At 71.2% G+C, this 15,261-nt stretch carries 12 protein-coding genes; 9 read left to right on the top strand and 3 right to left on the bottom strand.

Annotation, left to right across the window (positions count from 1 at the left end; all coding sequences use genetic code 11):
- Positions 1–16 precede the first annotated feature (16 nt).
- The 4 genes from IEY55_RS08045 (at position 17) to IEY55_RS08030 (ending at position 4,573) form a co-directional block, all read left to right on the top strand.
- Positions 17–733: a GntR family transcriptional regulator gene (locus IEY55_RS08045; protein WP_189055566.1), complete on the top strand. Its 717-nt coding sequence runs from the start codon at positions 17–19 to the stop codon at positions 731–733.
- The gene (locus IEY55_RS08040; protein WP_229686167.1) at positions 730–1,680 is read left to right on the top strand and encodes an ROK family protein; all 951 of its coding nucleotides are present in this window, start codon (positions 730–732) and stop codon (positions 1,678–1,680) included. The genes IEY55_RS08045 and IEY55_RS08040 overlap by 4 nt, the downstream gene beginning before the upstream one ends.
- Positions 1,677–2,372 carry an N-acetylmannosamine-6-phosphate 2-epimerase gene (locus IEY55_RS08035; protein ID WP_229686166.1) on the top strand — a complete coding sequence of 232 codons (696 nt, stop codon included), beginning with the start codon at positions 1,677–1,679 and terminating at the stop codon, positions 2,370–2,372. Before IEY55_RS08040 ends, IEY55_RS08035 begins: the two co-directional genes overlap by 4 nt.
- Positions 2,373–2,476: 104 nt before the next feature.
- Complete coding sequence (locus tag IEY55_RS08030; RefSeq protein WP_189055564.1) at positions 2,477–4,573, top strand: phosphocholine-specific phospholipase C; 2,097 nt, start codon at positions 2,477–2,479, stop codon at positions 4,571–4,573.
- Between the two features lie 88 nt (positions 4,574–4,661).
- Here IEY55_RS08030 and IEY55_RS08025 read toward each other — a convergent pair whose 3' ends face one another.
- On the bottom strand, positions 4,662–6,464 hold the full coding sequence (locus IEY55_RS08025; RefSeq protein ID WP_189055562.1) for a sigma-70 family RNA polymerase sigma factor: 1,803 nt from the start codon (positions 6,462–6,464) through the stop codon (positions 4,662–4,664).
- A gap of 218 nt (positions 6,465–6,682) precedes the next feature.
- Here IEY55_RS08025 and IEY55_RS08020 point away from each other — a divergent pair, with 218 nt between their 5' ends.
- A complete protein-coding gene (locus IEY55_RS08020; RefSeq protein ID WP_189055560.1) occupies positions 6,683–7,432 on the top strand; it encodes a hypothetical protein in 750 nt (249 codons plus the stop codon).
- Positions 7,433–7,525: 93 nt separating this feature from the next.
- The gene (locus IEY55_RS08015) at positions 7,526–8,257 is read left to right on the top strand and encodes a response regulator transcription factor (RefSeq protein ID WP_189055558.1); all 732 of its coding nucleotides are present in this window, start codon (positions 7,526–7,528) and stop codon (positions 8,255–8,257) included.
- Between the two features lie 8 nt (positions 8,258–8,265).
- On the opposite strand, the gene IEY55_RS08010 is transcribed toward IEY55_RS08015, so the two are convergent.
- Together IEY55_RS08010 and IEY55_RS08005 are read right to left on the bottom strand one after the other, a co-directional pair.
- Entirely contained in the window at positions 8,266–9,195 is a 930-nt protein-coding gene (locus IEY55_RS08010; RefSeq protein ID WP_189055556.1) for a class I SAM-dependent methyltransferase, read from the bottom strand.
- Positions 9,192–10,757 (bottom strand): Rossmann-fold NAD(P)-binding domain-containing protein, encoded by a 1,566-nt coding sequence (locus tag IEY55_RS08005; protein ID WP_189055554.1) that lies wholly within the window; start codon positions 10,755–10,757, stop codon positions 9,192–9,194. The genes IEY55_RS08010 and IEY55_RS08005 overlap by 4 nt, the downstream gene beginning before the upstream one ends.
- Before the next feature lie 697 nt (positions 10,758–11,454).
- Between IEY55_RS08005 and IEY55_RS08000 the strand changes: the two genes are divergently transcribed.
- From IEY55_RS08000 to IEY55_RS07990, 3 genes are all read left to right on the top strand, one after another.
- On the top strand, positions 11,455–12,531 hold the full coding sequence (locus IEY55_RS08000) for a hypothetical protein (RefSeq protein WP_189055552.1): 1,077 nt from the start codon (positions 11,455–11,457) through the stop codon (positions 12,529–12,531).
- Positions 12,532–12,718: 187 nt separating this feature from the next.
- Positions 12,719–13,747 carry a hypothetical protein gene (locus IEY55_RS07995; protein WP_189055550.1) on the top strand — a complete coding sequence of 343 codons (1,029 nt, stop codon included), beginning with the start codon at positions 12,719–12,721 and terminating at the stop codon, positions 13,745–13,747.
- 398 nt (positions 13,748–14,145) lie between these two features.
- Positions 14,146–15,129, top strand: a complete 984-nt coding sequence (locus IEY55_RS07990) for a LysR family transcriptional regulator (RefSeq protein WP_189055548.1) — start codon at positions 14,146–14,148, stop codon at positions 15,127–15,129.
- Positions 15,130–15,261: the final 132 nt, after the last annotated feature.

The raw sequence follows: 15,261 nt of genomic DNA, 5'->3' as shown, positions 1-15,261 counted from the left end.
AAGAATGAGAATGGTCATGACCGGCCACCGGGTGCCCAAGTACGAACAGTTGCGCCGGCGGCTGCTGCACGACATCGAGAGGCTGGCCCCGCACCAACCCTTGCCGACCGAACGCGACCTCGCCCTCCGGCACCGGGTGAGCCGGGCGACCGTGCGACACGCGCTGGAGGCGTTGGTCAAGGCGGGTGCGGTGTACCGGGTGCAGGGGGCCGGCACGTTCGTGGCCGACCAGATCATCTCCAAGTCGGTCTCGCTGACCTCGTTCACCGAGGACATGGCCGGCCGTGGCCTGCGGCCCGGCACCCGGGTGCTGGTCGCGGACCTGATCGGCGCCCGCGGGCGGATCTGCCAGGAACTGCGGCTCGGCTCCGAGGACGAGGTCGTGCGGCTGGTCCGGCTGCGGCTGGCGGACGAGGCACCGATGTGCCTGGAGACCGCCTATCTCCCCGCGGCAAGGGTTCCCGGCCTGCTCGACCACGACATGACCGGCTCGCTGTACTCGGTGCTCGACACGAAGTACGGAATCATCCCCGTGGTGGCCGACCAGGTCGTGGAGGCGCTGGTCCTGGGGGACAGCGATGCGGCGTTGCTCGGCGTTCCACCGGGCACCGCGGCGCTGCGCGTGCGGCGGTTGGCCACCGATCAACGCGGTGTGCCGGTGGAGCGGACGACCACCCTTTATCGTGCCGACCGCTACGACATCCGGTTCACCATCGCGAGGCAGCGGTGTTGACGGGACGGTGGGCGATCGGCGTCGACGTCGGTGGTACCAAGATCGCGACGGCGTTGGTGTCGGAAGGCGGTGAGCTGACGGCGCGGACGGCGGTGCCCACCCCGGTCGCTGGGGGAGCCCGGGCGGTGTTGGCTGCGATCGAGGCGCAGGCGCGGCACGTGGCCGGCCAGCTTGCCACCGGTACCGTTCTGGTCGGGCTGGGGATCGGTACGGGAGGGGTGGTCGACCATTCCCGCGGTGTCGTGCTGTCGGCCACGGATCTGTTGCCGGGATGGGCGGGCCTGGCGTTGGCCGACGAACTGGGCCAACGCCTCGGCACGCGGGTGTACGTGGACAACGACGGCAACACGTTGGCCTTGGGAGAGCACCGGTTCGGTGCGGGGCGGGGCTTGCGCGACGTCATCTACGCGACGGTGGGCACGGGCATCGGTGGTGGCATCGTGTTGGGTGGACGACTTCGCCGGGGCGCCAGCCACTCCGCGGGAGAACTCGGGCACGTGCCGGCACCCCAGGCCGTGTGCCGCCGGTGCAGTTGCGGCCGGACCGGGCACGTGGAAGCCGCCGCGGCGGGCCCGGCGATGACCGACGACTACCGTCGCCGCAGTGGGGATATGACCGTGTGCGACCTCCGCGTGATCGCGGAGCGGGCTGGCGAGGGCGATGAGGTCGCCGCCGCGGTGCTCGCCGGCGGGGCCTCGACGTTCGGTCAGGCACTGGCGGGACTCGTGAACGTCGTTGATCCCGAAGCGGTCGTGGTCGGCGGGGGAGTGGCCGACATCGGCCAACTGTTCTGGGCGCCCATGGAGGAGGCGCTGCGGGAGTCGACCCTGCCGGGCCCTTCCCGGGTCCAGCTGAAACCGGCCCTGCTCGGAACGGCCGCGCCGCTGGTCGGTGCGGCGATGCTGGCGATCGATCCCGAACCGGAGGGAAACGAATCACCGTGGTGACCGAGCGACGAGGCGCGGGGTCGGTGCCCGACGCGCTGTCCCGTATCCGACGTGGGCTCGTGGTGTCCTGCCAGGCACCGGAAGACAGCCCACTGCGCGCCACGGTGCACATGGTCGCGATGGCGCGAGCCGTGGCGGCGGCCGGTGCGGTCGGGGTCCGGGCCAACGGGGTCGCCGACGTCCGGGCCATCCGCTCCGCGCTGGAGCTACCGGTGATCGGCCTGTGGAAGGACGGTCGGGCCGGCGTCTACATCACCCCCACGCCCAAGCACGCCCTGACGATCGCGGAAGCGGGTGCGGACGTCGTGGCCGTGGATGGGACGCGACGTCCGCGCCCGGACGGACTTCCCCTCGCCGACACCATCGAGGCCGTACACGACGTGGGCAAGCTCGTCATGGCGGACGTGGCCGATCTCGATGACGGGTTGGCCGCCGAGGATGCGGGCGCGGACGTCGTCTCCACCACCCTGGCCGGCTACACCGGTGAGACCGTGCCCGCAGGACCCGACCTCGACCTGGTCGCCGCGCTCGCTGCGCGGTTGCGGATACCCGTGGTGTCCGAAGGACGCATCACGACACCTGCCCAGGCGCGCCAGGCCCTTGACCTCGGTGCGTGGAGCGTCGTGGTCGGCACCGCGATCACCGCTCCACAGTGGATCGCCGAACGGTTCGTCGCAGCTGTTCGTCGGTGACCGCAAGCATCCATACGTCACGGTTCGTCCGCTTCTTGCTCGTTCATGCGAGCTTGGTCATTCGTTCACCGCGGGGACCGGAGTCTCGGCAAAGCTGGCGGGTCGTGACCGGAATTTCCCGACGCCGACTGCTCGGATCCGCCACCGCGGCCGCGGTCGGCGGTGCCGCCCTGTCCCTGCTCCCACCCTCGCTGCACCGCGCCATGGCCGAACCCATGCGGCGCGGCGGCCTCGATGCGATCGAGCACGTCATCGTGCTGATGCAGGAGAACCGCTCGTTCGACCACTACTACGGCACGCTTCGGGGAGTACGGGGCTACGGTGACCAGGCCCCGTTGCCGCTCCGGAACGGGCGTTCGATCTTCCACCAGCCCGCGCCGCGAGGCGGCGAGGTGTTGCCCTTCTCGTTGCGGGAGATGGCCGAGCGGGCGGGCCGCGACAGCTCCGACATCCAGTACCTCGGTGCCCTGGACCACAGCTGGGACGGCAGCACTCGTGCCTGGGGTCGGGGCTGGAACAACGAGTGGATCGCGGCGAAGACGCCGGCCACCATGACCTACTACGAGCGTCAGGACATCCCGCTGCAGTACGAACTGGCGGACACGTTCACCATCTGCGACGCCTACCACTGTTCGGTTTTCGGTTCGACCAACCCCAACCGGAACTACCTGTGGAGCGGCACCATCGGCTACGAGCCGGGCACGGCCAGGCGTGCGGTGACCAACGCGGCGTACTCCTACGATCACGCCGGATACGAGTGGACGACCTACCCGGAGCGACTCGAGGCGGCGAGCATCTCCTGGCAGATCTACCAGGAGTGGGACAACTTCACCGACAACGCGGTCGAATACTTCGTCCCGTTCAAGCGGATCGGCCACAAGATCCTGCGGGCGGTCGAGGAACGCCACCGCACGACGGAGGAGTTCTACGTCTCGTTGTTCGGCAAGTCTGGCGAGGAACGGAACCGGTTCCTCGAACAGTTGGAGGCCGGCCGTGCTTCCCTGACCGACGTCGAACGCAGGCTGTTCGACCGCGCGATGTACCGGAGCGAGCCGGACACCCTGATCTCCAGACTGCGCGACGACATCGCCGCCCGACGGTTACCGCGCGTGAGCTGGTTGGTGCCGTCCGCGGCCTACTCCGAACACCCCAGCAGTTCCACTCCGGTTGGCAGCGCCAACCTGGTCTACCAGCTTCTCGACGTACTCGCCTCCGACCTGGACACGTGGTCGAAGACCGTGGTGTTTCTGAACTTCGACGAGAACGACGGGTACTTCGACCACGTCCCGCCCCCGGTGTCGCCCCGCCCGGCCGGTGGCAACGGGGACGACTGGTACGAGGGCAAGCCGATCGGGCTGGGACCGCGGGTGCCGATGACGGTCATCTCGCCGTGGACCATCGGTGGTCACGTCAACTCCGAGGTCTTCGACCACACCTCCCTCCTGCGGTTCCTGGAGAGGTGGACCGGCGTGCGCGAACCGAACATCAGCGCGTGGCGGCGAACGGTCTGTGGTGACCTGACCTCCGTCTTCGACTTTCACCAGTCCGGGAAGCCGCCGGTGCTGCACAAGCCGGGTCCGATTCCGTCACCCATCCAGCGGTGGCACCCCGAACCCCCGGCGGAACAGGCCATACCCGAGCAGGAGCGGGGGCGGCGGCCGGCGCGGGCGTTGCCGTACCGGCCGTCGGTCTCCACGCTGCTCGACAAAAGCGGGAAACTGCGGTTGACGCTGGTCAACAACGGAAGCGCGTCCGCGCATTTCGCTCTCTATTCGTACCGGGGCGAGTTCGAGGAGCCGCTGCACGTCGACGTCCATGGCAAGCACACCGAGACGGTGTCGACCTCGAGTGACTATTCCCTGGTCGTCCAAGGGCCCAACCAGTTCTGGTACGAGCTCACCGGCTCCCTCCCGGGTGCGGCGGCTCACGTCGAGGTGGGCATGCGGACATTCTCCTGGCGGGCCGGTGTCGAACTCGTCCTCGACAACCACGGCGATACCCCGGTACTGCTGCAGATCCGAGCGCTGCGGTACGCCGACCGGACCGAGACCGTGCGCCTGCAGCCCCGCCGGAGCCGCGGTGTCTCCTGGCGAACCGATCACGGTTGGTACGACGTGGAGATCACCGCACCGCAGGACGAGTCGTTCCGGCGGCGCCTGACCGGCCGGGTCGAGAACGGCCGAGCCGGACTCACCGCCTGAGCGCGCAACGACGAGCAGGGTGCACGGTGGTGGGACGCGGCAAGCAGCCCCACCACCATGCATCCCGTAACGGTTTCCATCTGTAACCTCACCGCTGGCCGTCGAGGGGGACCACCTGACTCGCCGAGGCGCTGCCCAGTCCGACCCACAGCGTCACGTTGGCGTTGGGCAGCAGGCGCGGGCTGAACCGCATCGGAACGGTCCTGGTCTCACCCGGACCCAGGTCCAGGTCGCACCGCGCCGATGCGTGACCGGTCCACCAGCACCCGGGCGCCGGAACCGCGAACGAGTCGAACGGCCCGCTGACCTCCAGCCGGCCACTGCGGCGTTCCGGTCCGGTGTTGGTGACCTTCACGTACACCGTTGCGGCCCCGAAGAAACCCCGTTCGACGTCGTAGGACAGCTGGACGCTGTCGTGGCGCTGCACGCGTACCGGCACGCTGCCGCTGGCCGACGCCGAACCCGCGCTCATCGTGATCGTGGCCGACCCGTCACGGGCCTCGTTCGAGGCCCGACCCACCAGCTCCAGCGTGAGGGCTGCACCCGGGGACAGGGTGCCGCCCAGCTGACAGGCCAGCCGGGTGCCCGGCTGGCCGCAGGATGACACGGCCTGACCAGCCTGGCGCACCGACGCCATCACACCCGCCGGCAGATCCACCGTCAGCCGCACTCCCCGCAGAGTGCTGTTTCCACTGTTGCGAACCGTGACGGGGATCGCCTGCTCACCGCCGTTCGCGGTGAGGTCCCAGGACTGCGCGCCCACCTGCAGGGCGAGCGCGTCCCGTGCCGGGGATGGGGATGGCGGGCTCGACTGCGTGGGGGAGGTGGTTTCCGGTGTCGAGGGGATGGGGCTCACGTTCGGTGGCCGGCCACCCTGGCCCATCGCTTCGGAGATCACCGGAGCGTTCGGGTTGTTCTCGATAACCGGGAGGATGGAGACGGCGACGGCGGACGCGGTCGCCACGAGCGGGCCCACCACCGACCACATCTTGGCTCGGGGAAGCCACATCGACCCACCGGCGGGTGTGGTGGCGGGCAGCGCGAAGGTCGCCGCGACCTTGCCGGAGGTCGCACCCGCGCCAACCGAAGCGAGGTAGCCCGCCGCGGCCGGCCCCAGCACCAGTGGCGCGACCACCGCCCGCAGCGACGCGTTGAGGTCACTGAGCTCGGCGGCCAGTTGCCGGCACCGCTCGCACTTGTCCAGATGCGCCTCCACCTGGGCGGTCTCCCGGCGGGAAAGTCCGCGGCGGGCCCAGGCACCCAGGCGGTCGACCGTCCCGCGGCACTGTTCCGCGCGGCTTTCGGCGAGGTGTACCTGCAGGTATGCCTGCCGCAGGCCCTCCCGGGCCCGGTAGGCCAGGGCGGCGACACCGTTGGCGGTGAGCCCGAACAGCGGCGCCACCTCGCCCGCGGGCCGGCCCTCGACCTCGGTGTGCCACAGCACCGCCTGCCACCGCTCGGGCAACCGGTCGAACGCCTTGGCCGCCATCGACCGCTCCAGCCGGGTCCCGGTGTCGTCGGGATGCGTCGTCTGCCGGCCGACTCCTTCCATGTCGTCGACATAGACCATGCGGCTTCCGCGCCGGTACCGCTCGTACGCGACGTTGCGCACGGTGGTGAGCAGGTAGCTGCGGAAGTTGCTGTCCGGCCCCGATCCGGCGACGAGCACCTCGAGCACCTTGGCGAACGCCTCGGACACCACGTCGTCCGCTTCCGCCGTGGAGTTGCACATCTGGTGGGCGAAGCAGCGGGCCGGGCCACGGTGGCGGTTGTACAGCTCGCTGAACGCCTCGGTCCGGCCGGCCCGGACCGAGGTGATCAGCTCGGCGTCACTGGGGACGTCGCTCTGGACACGGCCAGCGGTGGGTGCCTCTGGTCGGTCACCGCTCACGGGGTTACCTCCACTGGGGGATGAAGCAGTCACCCATAGATGAATGAGGACCACTGGGGATGACGCGAGTCCTCACCCCGATAGGTGAGATCTTCGGAAATACGTGTCATTGGGTCTGCGGTCCGCTCTCATGGCTCCACGTGACACGTGCTGACACCGCGGGTGATCGCGCCGCCGGGTGCCCCGGCCGAGCAGACCGTTCGGCCGGGCCGAGAACCGTGTCCGACTTCGTCCGCAGCTGGCGCACCGCGAGCACCGCCGCGGGCTGGGCGTTCCCCGCCGAGTGGCTGCTGGCCGAGGTGATCGACGTGGCCGAGTCCGCGGTGCGCGGCGAGGACCCCGCACCGGCGTTGTTCTGTCTGGGTGCGGCCCGGGCCCGGGCCGGTGCCCAGCTCACCGAGGCGGTCGCCGACCTCACCGCTTTTCACCGGGTGGTGCATCCGGAGGAGGGCGAGCCCGACCCGGATGCCGTGCCGTCCCGGTGGTTGCGCTCGCTGTCGATGGGCTGGGCGGACGCGGTGGCCGAGCACATCGGCGCGACCCGGGTCGACGACGGCCTGACGGGACTGACGACCGGTGCCTACCTGCGCACCCGCCTCACCGAGGTCTACCAGGCATGCGAAGCGGACGGCACCGCCCCCGCCGAGCACTACGGGCTGGTGGTGGTGACCGTCGAGGTGCCCGACGACCTGTGGTTGGAGCGGGCGGCCGCCATGGTGCTCGTGGCGGACACCCTGCACGGTGTCTTCTCGGCGGGACAGACCCGCACCCTGGTCACCCCCGCCACCGCGGTGGTGCTCACCCGGCTGGATCCGTTGCTGCCGTCCCGCGTCCTGGCCGCGCGCCGGCTGGTCCGGCACCGCCTGCACCAGGACGGAACCGATTCCGCAGTGGTGCGGATGTGGTTGGAGACGCTGCCTTCGGACTACCAGTCCGCGTGCGGTCTCCTGGAGAGCCTGCGCCACTAGCATCGTTGTGGTCCTGATCACGTCGCGTCATTTCCCAGTGGTTGTGCGCGTCTGTGCTGCGAAGCCGCGCCCGTTCACGAGTGAGGTGATCCCATGACCGCAGTGCCCGTCACACGTCCGAGCCCGCAGTTCCGGGTGGCCAAGGGGCTCCGTCCGTCCGCCGGTCTGCTGTCGGTGCTCGCGGTGTCGGCGCTGCCGCTGATGCGGGAGGGGATCGCCCGGGTCGTCGAACGGACCCCGCGGCTGTTCCTGGCCGGGTCGGCCGACACCGGCGCCGCCGCGGTGAACCTGGTGCACCTGCACCGACCCGACGTGGTCGTGCTGGACGAGCTGGTTGATCCGCGGTTCGACCTGTTGCACCTGTTCACCGCCGAAGCCGGCTGCCGAGGCGCGGTGTTGTTGTGCCGCACCGAGCAGCAGGCGCTCGAGCGGGCCGGTGCCGCCCGTCGGGCCGGCGCGACCGCCGTGCTGCCGGCCAGCGCGGCCCCCGGCCTGCTGGCACGCGCGGTCCGGCACGCCGGCGGAGAGCCACTGCTGCCGGAGAAGCCCGCGGCGGCCACGGCGTCCCACTCGGAGCCGGCGACCGCCCGGCGCGCCACCCCGCTGTCGCGGCGGGAGTCCCAGGTGCTCCAGCTCATCGCGGAGGGCCTGGACAACCGGACCATCGCCGAGCTGCTGGTGCTGTCGGTGGAAACCGTTCGCACTCACGCCAAGAACCTGGCCCGCAAGCTGGGCGCCCGGGACCGCGGGCAGGTCATCGCCATCGCCTACCGCTCCGGGATGGTGCACCCGGGCGGTGCCGGCGCGTTCCCGCGCCGGCCCTGACCTCGACCTCACGGTGCGACCGACCATCCTTCCCGCAAGGGGGACGATGCCTCGTCAGGGAGGACGACACGCCAGCCGTCCCAGAGACCGTCGAAGGCGGAGGGACTCGCGGAACGCGCGCCGCGGTCCTGCGATCCCCGCTCCTGCTGCGCGGGCACCTCGCCCTGCTCCGGCACGCGGTTCTCGGTGCGAACGCGCTGACAGATCAGGTGCAACTGGCGGGCACACGCGCGATACGGATCGCGGCGACCCAGCTCCCACTCCAGCCGCACGACCTCTTCCTGGGCGGCACCGGGTCTTGTCGGGCCGAGATGCTCCACCAGGACCCCGACCCCGTACCACTGTCGAACCGGGGCACCGAACTCCTCGGCCAGCTCGGCCAACTCCAGCGGGGTGGTGGCGGTGCCCGCTTCCGGCCCGGCCTCCAGCAAGGCCAACGCATCACCCCACCGCCCCTGGAAGGCCGGCCGCAACACGTGGGCCGCGCGGTTGTCCAGCAGCAGGCTGAGCATGCCGTTGGGTGCGGTGAGCTGCACCAACGCTCGCAACAACGGCTCGCCGACGGCAGCCTTCCGGTCGTGCCAGCAGATCAGGTCCCAGCCCCCGCCGAGCTGCTCGATGGCCTGCGGGCTGTCGCCGAGCACCACCCGGACCCGTTGCCGGGTACGCGAGTCCTCCCGCTCCAGCGCGGCCACCGCCGCGTCCCGCAGCTCCGGCGCCGGCGTGACGAGGGTGACCTGACAGCCCCGACGGGCCAGCAGCCGCGCCTGCAGGCCGCTGCCGCCGATGTCGAGCACCCGCCCCGGTTCGGGAATGTGCTCGGCGAGTCCCTGGTCGACCAGCGCGTGCCGGACCAGGTCCCGCAGCGTGGGTGCCGGGGTGAACGGATCGAAGAGCCGGGTGGTGTTGGTGTGCCACCACACGCCAGGAGCACTCATCTCTCTCCTCGGGTCGGCCGCGCGGCAGGTCCGTACAGCTGGTAGTAGTGGTCGGCCAGCCCGCTCGCGGCCAACGCGGCGTTGGTGCGTGCGACGTTGTGGCCCGGACCGAAGTGGTGGTCGCGGCTGGCCAGCAGCACGGTGCCGATGACCGCCGCGGCGGTGGCCAGGTCGGTACAACGGTCCGGCAGCGGGAACGCGCGCTGGTGTTCGGGACTGACACCGCGCAGCACGGTGGCGGTGTGGCCGGTGCCGAAGTGGAACCGCACCCCTGTGGCGCCCAGGTCCTCCTGCCCCACGGCGGCCTCGGCGAACTCGTCCAGTGCGAACTCGCCTCGTCCCGGTATCGCGGACAACAAATGGATGTCCCGGTGCAGATGCTGCTCGAGGTGGTCGCCGTGCACGCTGACCCGGCCCGTCGTCGCCACCAGGAGCGCCGGCCGGTGCTCGGCCAGCAGGCGCGGCACCGAACGGGCCGTCACGAAACCCCGTTCGTGCGCGGTGACCAGCGCGACCGGGTCGGTGTCATGGACCGCGACCCGCAGCCGCCGGGCCCGCAGCTGCTCGGCAAGCTCGGCACCGACGTGACCGAAGCCCACCACGAGCACCGGTGACCCGTCGTCCAGCTCCAGGGCCTGCAGTCGGCGCAGGACGGCCCGCGCCGCACACTGACCCTCCACAGTGGACACAAGTCGGCTCTGGCCGGCGGCGAAGATGGGCAGCGGGATCTGCTCCGGCACCGGATCCAGGGCGATGACCGGGTTCCGGCTGCGCTCCACCAGACCGCCGTATCCGGCGGCCAGCCCGGGAATCTCGGACAGCAGCGTGGGCAGGGTGTACCCACCGTCGTCCGTCAGGAACGGCGTCCGCCCGGCCTCCCGGGCGCGCCCGGCGTGGTCGAGCAACGCGTCGGCGACCTGCGGACCGGCCCAAACCGGGATTCCCACCTCGTTGAGGTGCGCGGTCACCCGTTCCAGGCCGGGGTTGTCGGACACCGCCAGCACGGTGAGCTGTCGCTGCTCGACCCCGAGTGCGATGAAGGTCTCCACCATCACCGGCACCTCCGCGGCGGTACGGCACACCAGCAGTGGTGCCGCCGACGACAGTGCCGCCCCGGGAAGCGCGACCCCCAGCCCCCTGGTCAACGGCATACGGACCCGCAGTTCCTGCAGCTCCGCGTGGGTCAACGGGGCGGCCCGCACCGCGGCCAGCAGGAGCTGGACGAGCTCGTCGCCATATCCGGCGGAAGCACTGACCCGCGCGGTCAACACGGCGGTGCCGGGCGATCCGCCAGTGGACCGGGTTTCGGTTGCCACGGAGATGTGTACGGTCGCTCCCCCGGGAAGGATCACCTCCCGCGCGGGATCGTCCCCGGAGGGCGGCACGAGGACGGCGTCCGGAACGACCGCCAGCGCGCGCCGCACGGCGGACTCCGCGATGTGCATCGGGTCCGCATCCGGGGCGCGCAGCTCGATGGTGGAGACAGTGGCGGAGCGCCGACCGACCGGATTGTCGGGTGACGCACCATTTTCCGCGCCGTGGAATGTCGGCACGATGCTCATGGCGACGCGAACCCTCCGATTCCTGCGGTGCGCGCGACCGTCCCGACGGTTCGCACCTGGGCAGCCTCGACGTCATTGCCTCGGCACGGCGAGCGGACCTGGGTTTTCTACCCCCGCGAGGGGATGTATGCCCTGTTCTGTCACGAGTAGTCTCACGATTTGTCTCAAGTGGTCAAGTGGCATGCCCCACCGTGTGGATCCGGTGGGTGCGCCACTGGCCTCTCCCGGTGGAAGGAGCCACGATGGTGCGAGGCCGGTCGCCCACCCCGGCCCGGTCTATTTCCGCAGGAATTCCGGTGTGCGGCAGGGGAGACGATTTGTCCGTTCCGTCTGACGGGACTGCTGCTCCGGCATCGTGTCGCTCCGTCAAGTGGGCTTGTCTTGTCCTGACAACGGTTGATGGCACGGTGCCCCCACACCGAAGTAACGGAAGTCACTAGGGTGGGGATGCCGATAGGCAAGGGTTACCGGGGTGGCGGAGACTCATAGCGAGGGTGTATTTCCCTCTAGGTCTCGACCTGATTACGGTTGCCGGCGTCCCGGTCATTCGACCGGCCCCGAACTGGTATCGGCCCCTCGCCGGCACCAACCCGAACCGCTGCCGCCCGCCACCCATGACCGCCGCTCGCCCCTGCCCGGTGAGCGCCCCGCGGTCATGCCCGCCGCGCCACCGAGAGACGAGGGAGACGTCGGAGACATGGCAGGAACGGTTCCGGACAGCGATGCCCCCAAGCCCCGTGGTGGCCGGCATCGCAAGCCGACACCGCCGAGACGACGGCGCGTCGGGCCCGGCATCGCCGTCGCGGCCGCGTTGTCGGTGACCGTTCCCTTCACCGGGAAGATCGAGACCGCCACCGAAAGCCTGGCCGACTCGGTGACGCAGTGGTTCGGCGCCGAGCGCGACACCCCGTCCCAGGTCGCGAAACCGCCACGCGCGCAAGCGCTCCCGAGCGAGGGGGTGGCCGGCGGCGGAGACACCCGCCCGGCTCCACCGCAGACTTCCGGCCAGCCCGATGACCAACGGGCCCAGGACCAGCAACCTTCGGACCAGCAACCTTCGGACCAGGGGCCGGATGATCAGCGGCCGCAGGACAACGGGTCCGGCGACCAGCGGACAGCGGAGCCGATTCTCCCGCCGCCGGGCTCGTTGCCGGAGGACCTGGGACTCCTGCCCGGCGATCAGCAGCGGGACCCGGTCCGGGACAACCCGGGCTCGCCGGGGGAGAACTCCCCGGGGCAGGCCGGCAAGGCACCCGACGCTCCCGGCGACGGGAGGCGCGCTCCCGGGGGGAACGGTTCCGCGGACGGTAAGGACGAGGCGCCGAAGCCGGCCGACCCCGGAGAGCACCGCACCGAGCCGGCTCCCCGACCGCCGGCCCAGGACCCCGGTATGCCCCGGGAGAACCCCCCGAACGCTCCGGAGAAGCCGCAACCCGCGGAGCCCCCCGCACCCGAACAGCCCGCGCAGCCGGAGCAACCCGCGCAGCCGGAACGGCCGGAGACACCGGCGAATCCGCAGACCCCGGCCATGCCCGACCCGGAACCGCCCCGGCAGCAACCGGAAACCCCGGCGATGCCGGAGGATCCGCCGGCCGGTGAACAGGCGATGCCGCAACCGAAGGCGGCGGATCTGGCGACCCAGATCCGCGACTGTTTCTCCGAGGGGACCGGTCCGCTGCCGTGTGCCCTCGTCCACCCGGTGGTCAAGCTGGGGGACAACGTGATCGCGGCCGTCCTCAACGGACTGTTCCGCGGCGGCCAGCCCGGGCGGTGACGCCGCGTCCGCCGACCGGGCGGGCCCGACCCGACCACCGACGTACACCCCGACTACACACCCCCTCGCCCCCGAACGCGAGCCCGCAGCACCCGGCAGCGCCTGCCCGCCGCCCGGGCCTGCCCGTTGCCCATGGCTCGCCCGACCGATGGCGTTTCCGCCATCTCTCGCCAAGGAGGAAGATCCAGTGGGTCGTCACAGCAAGAACAACCGCGGAGGGCGCTCCACCTCCGCCTCGCCGCAGATGGTGCGAATGGCGGTGGGTGGCACGGTGACCGCCGGCACCCTCCTCTTCGCGTTGGCCCCCACCGCGCTGGCGGCGGAAACCCCGGCGAACCCGACCGACACGACCATGGGCGGCGCCACCGACCTGGCGCCGGCCGGGACCGACAGAGTGGCCGACCGCGCCGAGGCGACCGTGGACACCACCACCGACGCCAAGGCCGCCGGCACCGACGTGACCGCGACCCTGCCCGGTGCCGAGGCCACGGCGGAGGTTGCGCCGGCCGTGGCCGACGCCCGGAGCACCGACAACACCGCGGGCATCGGCGAGAGCATCAGCGGTGCCATCCGTAAGCCGGCCGTCAAGCCGGCCGTCCGCCTGGCCGCGGTGTCCACTCCGGCCCCCGTCGCCGCGAGCACCTTGGCCGCCGCGCCGGAGCAGGCCCCGGCCGCTCAGGCGGCGATCTCCACCGCGGCCCCGCTGGCCGCGGCCGACACGACGGCCACCCCGAAGGCCGGCGAGAATGGCGGTACCGGCCTGGGCGGCGGCGTGCTGGACGGCCTCGGCCAGCTCGACCTCACTTCGCTGGGTATCGCCGTGGGCAAGCAGGTGGGCTCGGTCGCCGGTGGCGTCATGGGCGGTGCCGCCGATGGTGGCATCGGCGGTGCGACCGGCAACGCGACCGGAACTGCGGCGGTCGGCAGCCAGATCGGCCAGTCGATCGGCGCCGGCGTCGGCGGCGCGGTCGGCGGTGGCATCGGTGGCGCGATCGACCCGTCGCTGCAGGACATCGGCACGCAGATCGGTGAGAACGCGGGCTCAATGGGTGGCTCGATCGTGGGTGGCGCGATCGGCGGTGCCTTCGATGGTGCCGTCGCCGGCCTGCAGGAGGGTGGCGGCCTCGACCTGGGTGGCCTGGGTGGCCTCCTCCCGGGTGCGAACGGAGAGGGCGCCCAGGCGCAGGCGGCGGGGCTGCCCGGCCTCGCCTCCTGACCGCCACCAACCGGCACGTTCGCCCGGTTGTCCCCACCCCGAGGGTCGGGGACAACCGGGCGCTTCCTGCCTGGCACCAGCGGTTTCCGGTCGGTCACACCGACATTGCTGCCGGCTTCACCGGATGTGACGTGGCGCCGGTCGCCAAGACAGCACAGCCGTGCGCGGGATCGTGGCGGAGGCAGTACGGGCCGGGTGGCTCACCCGGCCCGTCGCCCACGGCACGGACAAGCCAGCCATCGCTCCGAGCGGGACCTGCTGCCCGGTGCGATTACGACGTCACGGTGAACCGGCGTCGGGCCCCCACCCGTATACGGGGTTGCGGGCCCGACGCCGCGTGCGCGTTGCTCGGGCAACGTGGGCGGGACGGTCCCGCCCGTGCACACGAGAGAACACGGATGGATAGTCGGGATATCGAGGTCTTCCGCGCGGTCGCCACGGAACTGTCGTTCACCAGGGCGGCACGGATGCTGCACCTGTCCCAGCCCTCGGTGAGCACCCGGATCAAGCGGCTGGAGGCGGGCCTGGGGGTGGAGCTGTTCCGGCGCAACACCCATGGCGTGGAGCTCACCTCGGCCGGCCGCCGGCTGTGGCAGCTCGCCGAGGAGCATGCGGCGCTGTGGCAACGAATTCCGCTCGAGGTTGTCGGCGCCGCGGGGCAGCGACCCGAACCCTTCCGGCTGCGGATGGCCACGGCCACGCCACAGGTGGCGGAGGTCGTGGCCGACACCTACCGGACCTTTCCCCACGTCGCGGTGGAACATCTGGTTACCGGCGCGGCGACCGGCTTGCGGATGCTCGGTCAGGGCAGCCTGCACGCCCTCCTCCACGAGGACCATCCGGCGGCGCCGCTGACCTTCCCGGCACACATCCGGACCGCCACGGTCGTCATCGACAGGCCGTGGGTGGCGTTACCCGCCGGCCACCCGCTCGCCGAACGCGAGGTGGTGCTGCTGGGCGACCTGGCCGAGGAGCACTGGTTCGCCCGCCCTGAGGACGTTGCGGGGGACAGCAGGTTCCCGTTCCTGCACGCGGTATGCGCACAGGCCGGCTTCACCCCGGAAATCCGTTATGTCGCCGAGGGAACCGACGCACTGGTCGACCATCTGCAAGTAGGACACTGTGTCGCGCTGGTGCCGCCGTACTGGCAGCTTCCCGGTGCATGCGTGGTCCGGCCGACCGACGTCTCGGTGTCCTGCCGGCTCTTCTACGCCTGGCACCCGAACCTGCCGCCCGAGCTCGCGCGGTGGCAGCTGGCCCGGTTCCGTAGCTGGTACCGCGAGCGGGCCGAGTCGCATCCGGCCTACTGGCGCGCGATCCGCGCCAACCCGGACCGGTACCGGGACATCCTGGACGAGGTCTCCGAGCTCTCTGCCTCATGAGGTCCCGCGCCTGGGGTTCTGCCTCTGCCGCGCGGCAGGCTGGGATGCGGTAGCCAGTCGGGAGGTGCGCAGCTCCTACTGTCTGGCCTTGTCTTCGCCCAACACCAAGTCGGCGCCCCGTCCGCAAAACGC

Origin of the sequence: Longimycelium tulufanense (assembly GCF_014645795.1) — a bacterium.
GTDB classification, from domain to species: domain Bacteria; phylum Actinomycetota; class Actinomycetes; order Mycobacteriales; family Pseudonocardiaceae; genus Longimycelium; species Longimycelium tulufanense.
The sequence above is the reverse complement of the archived record's forward strand: the minus strand, read 5'-3'. Positions and strand labels throughout refer to the sequence as shown.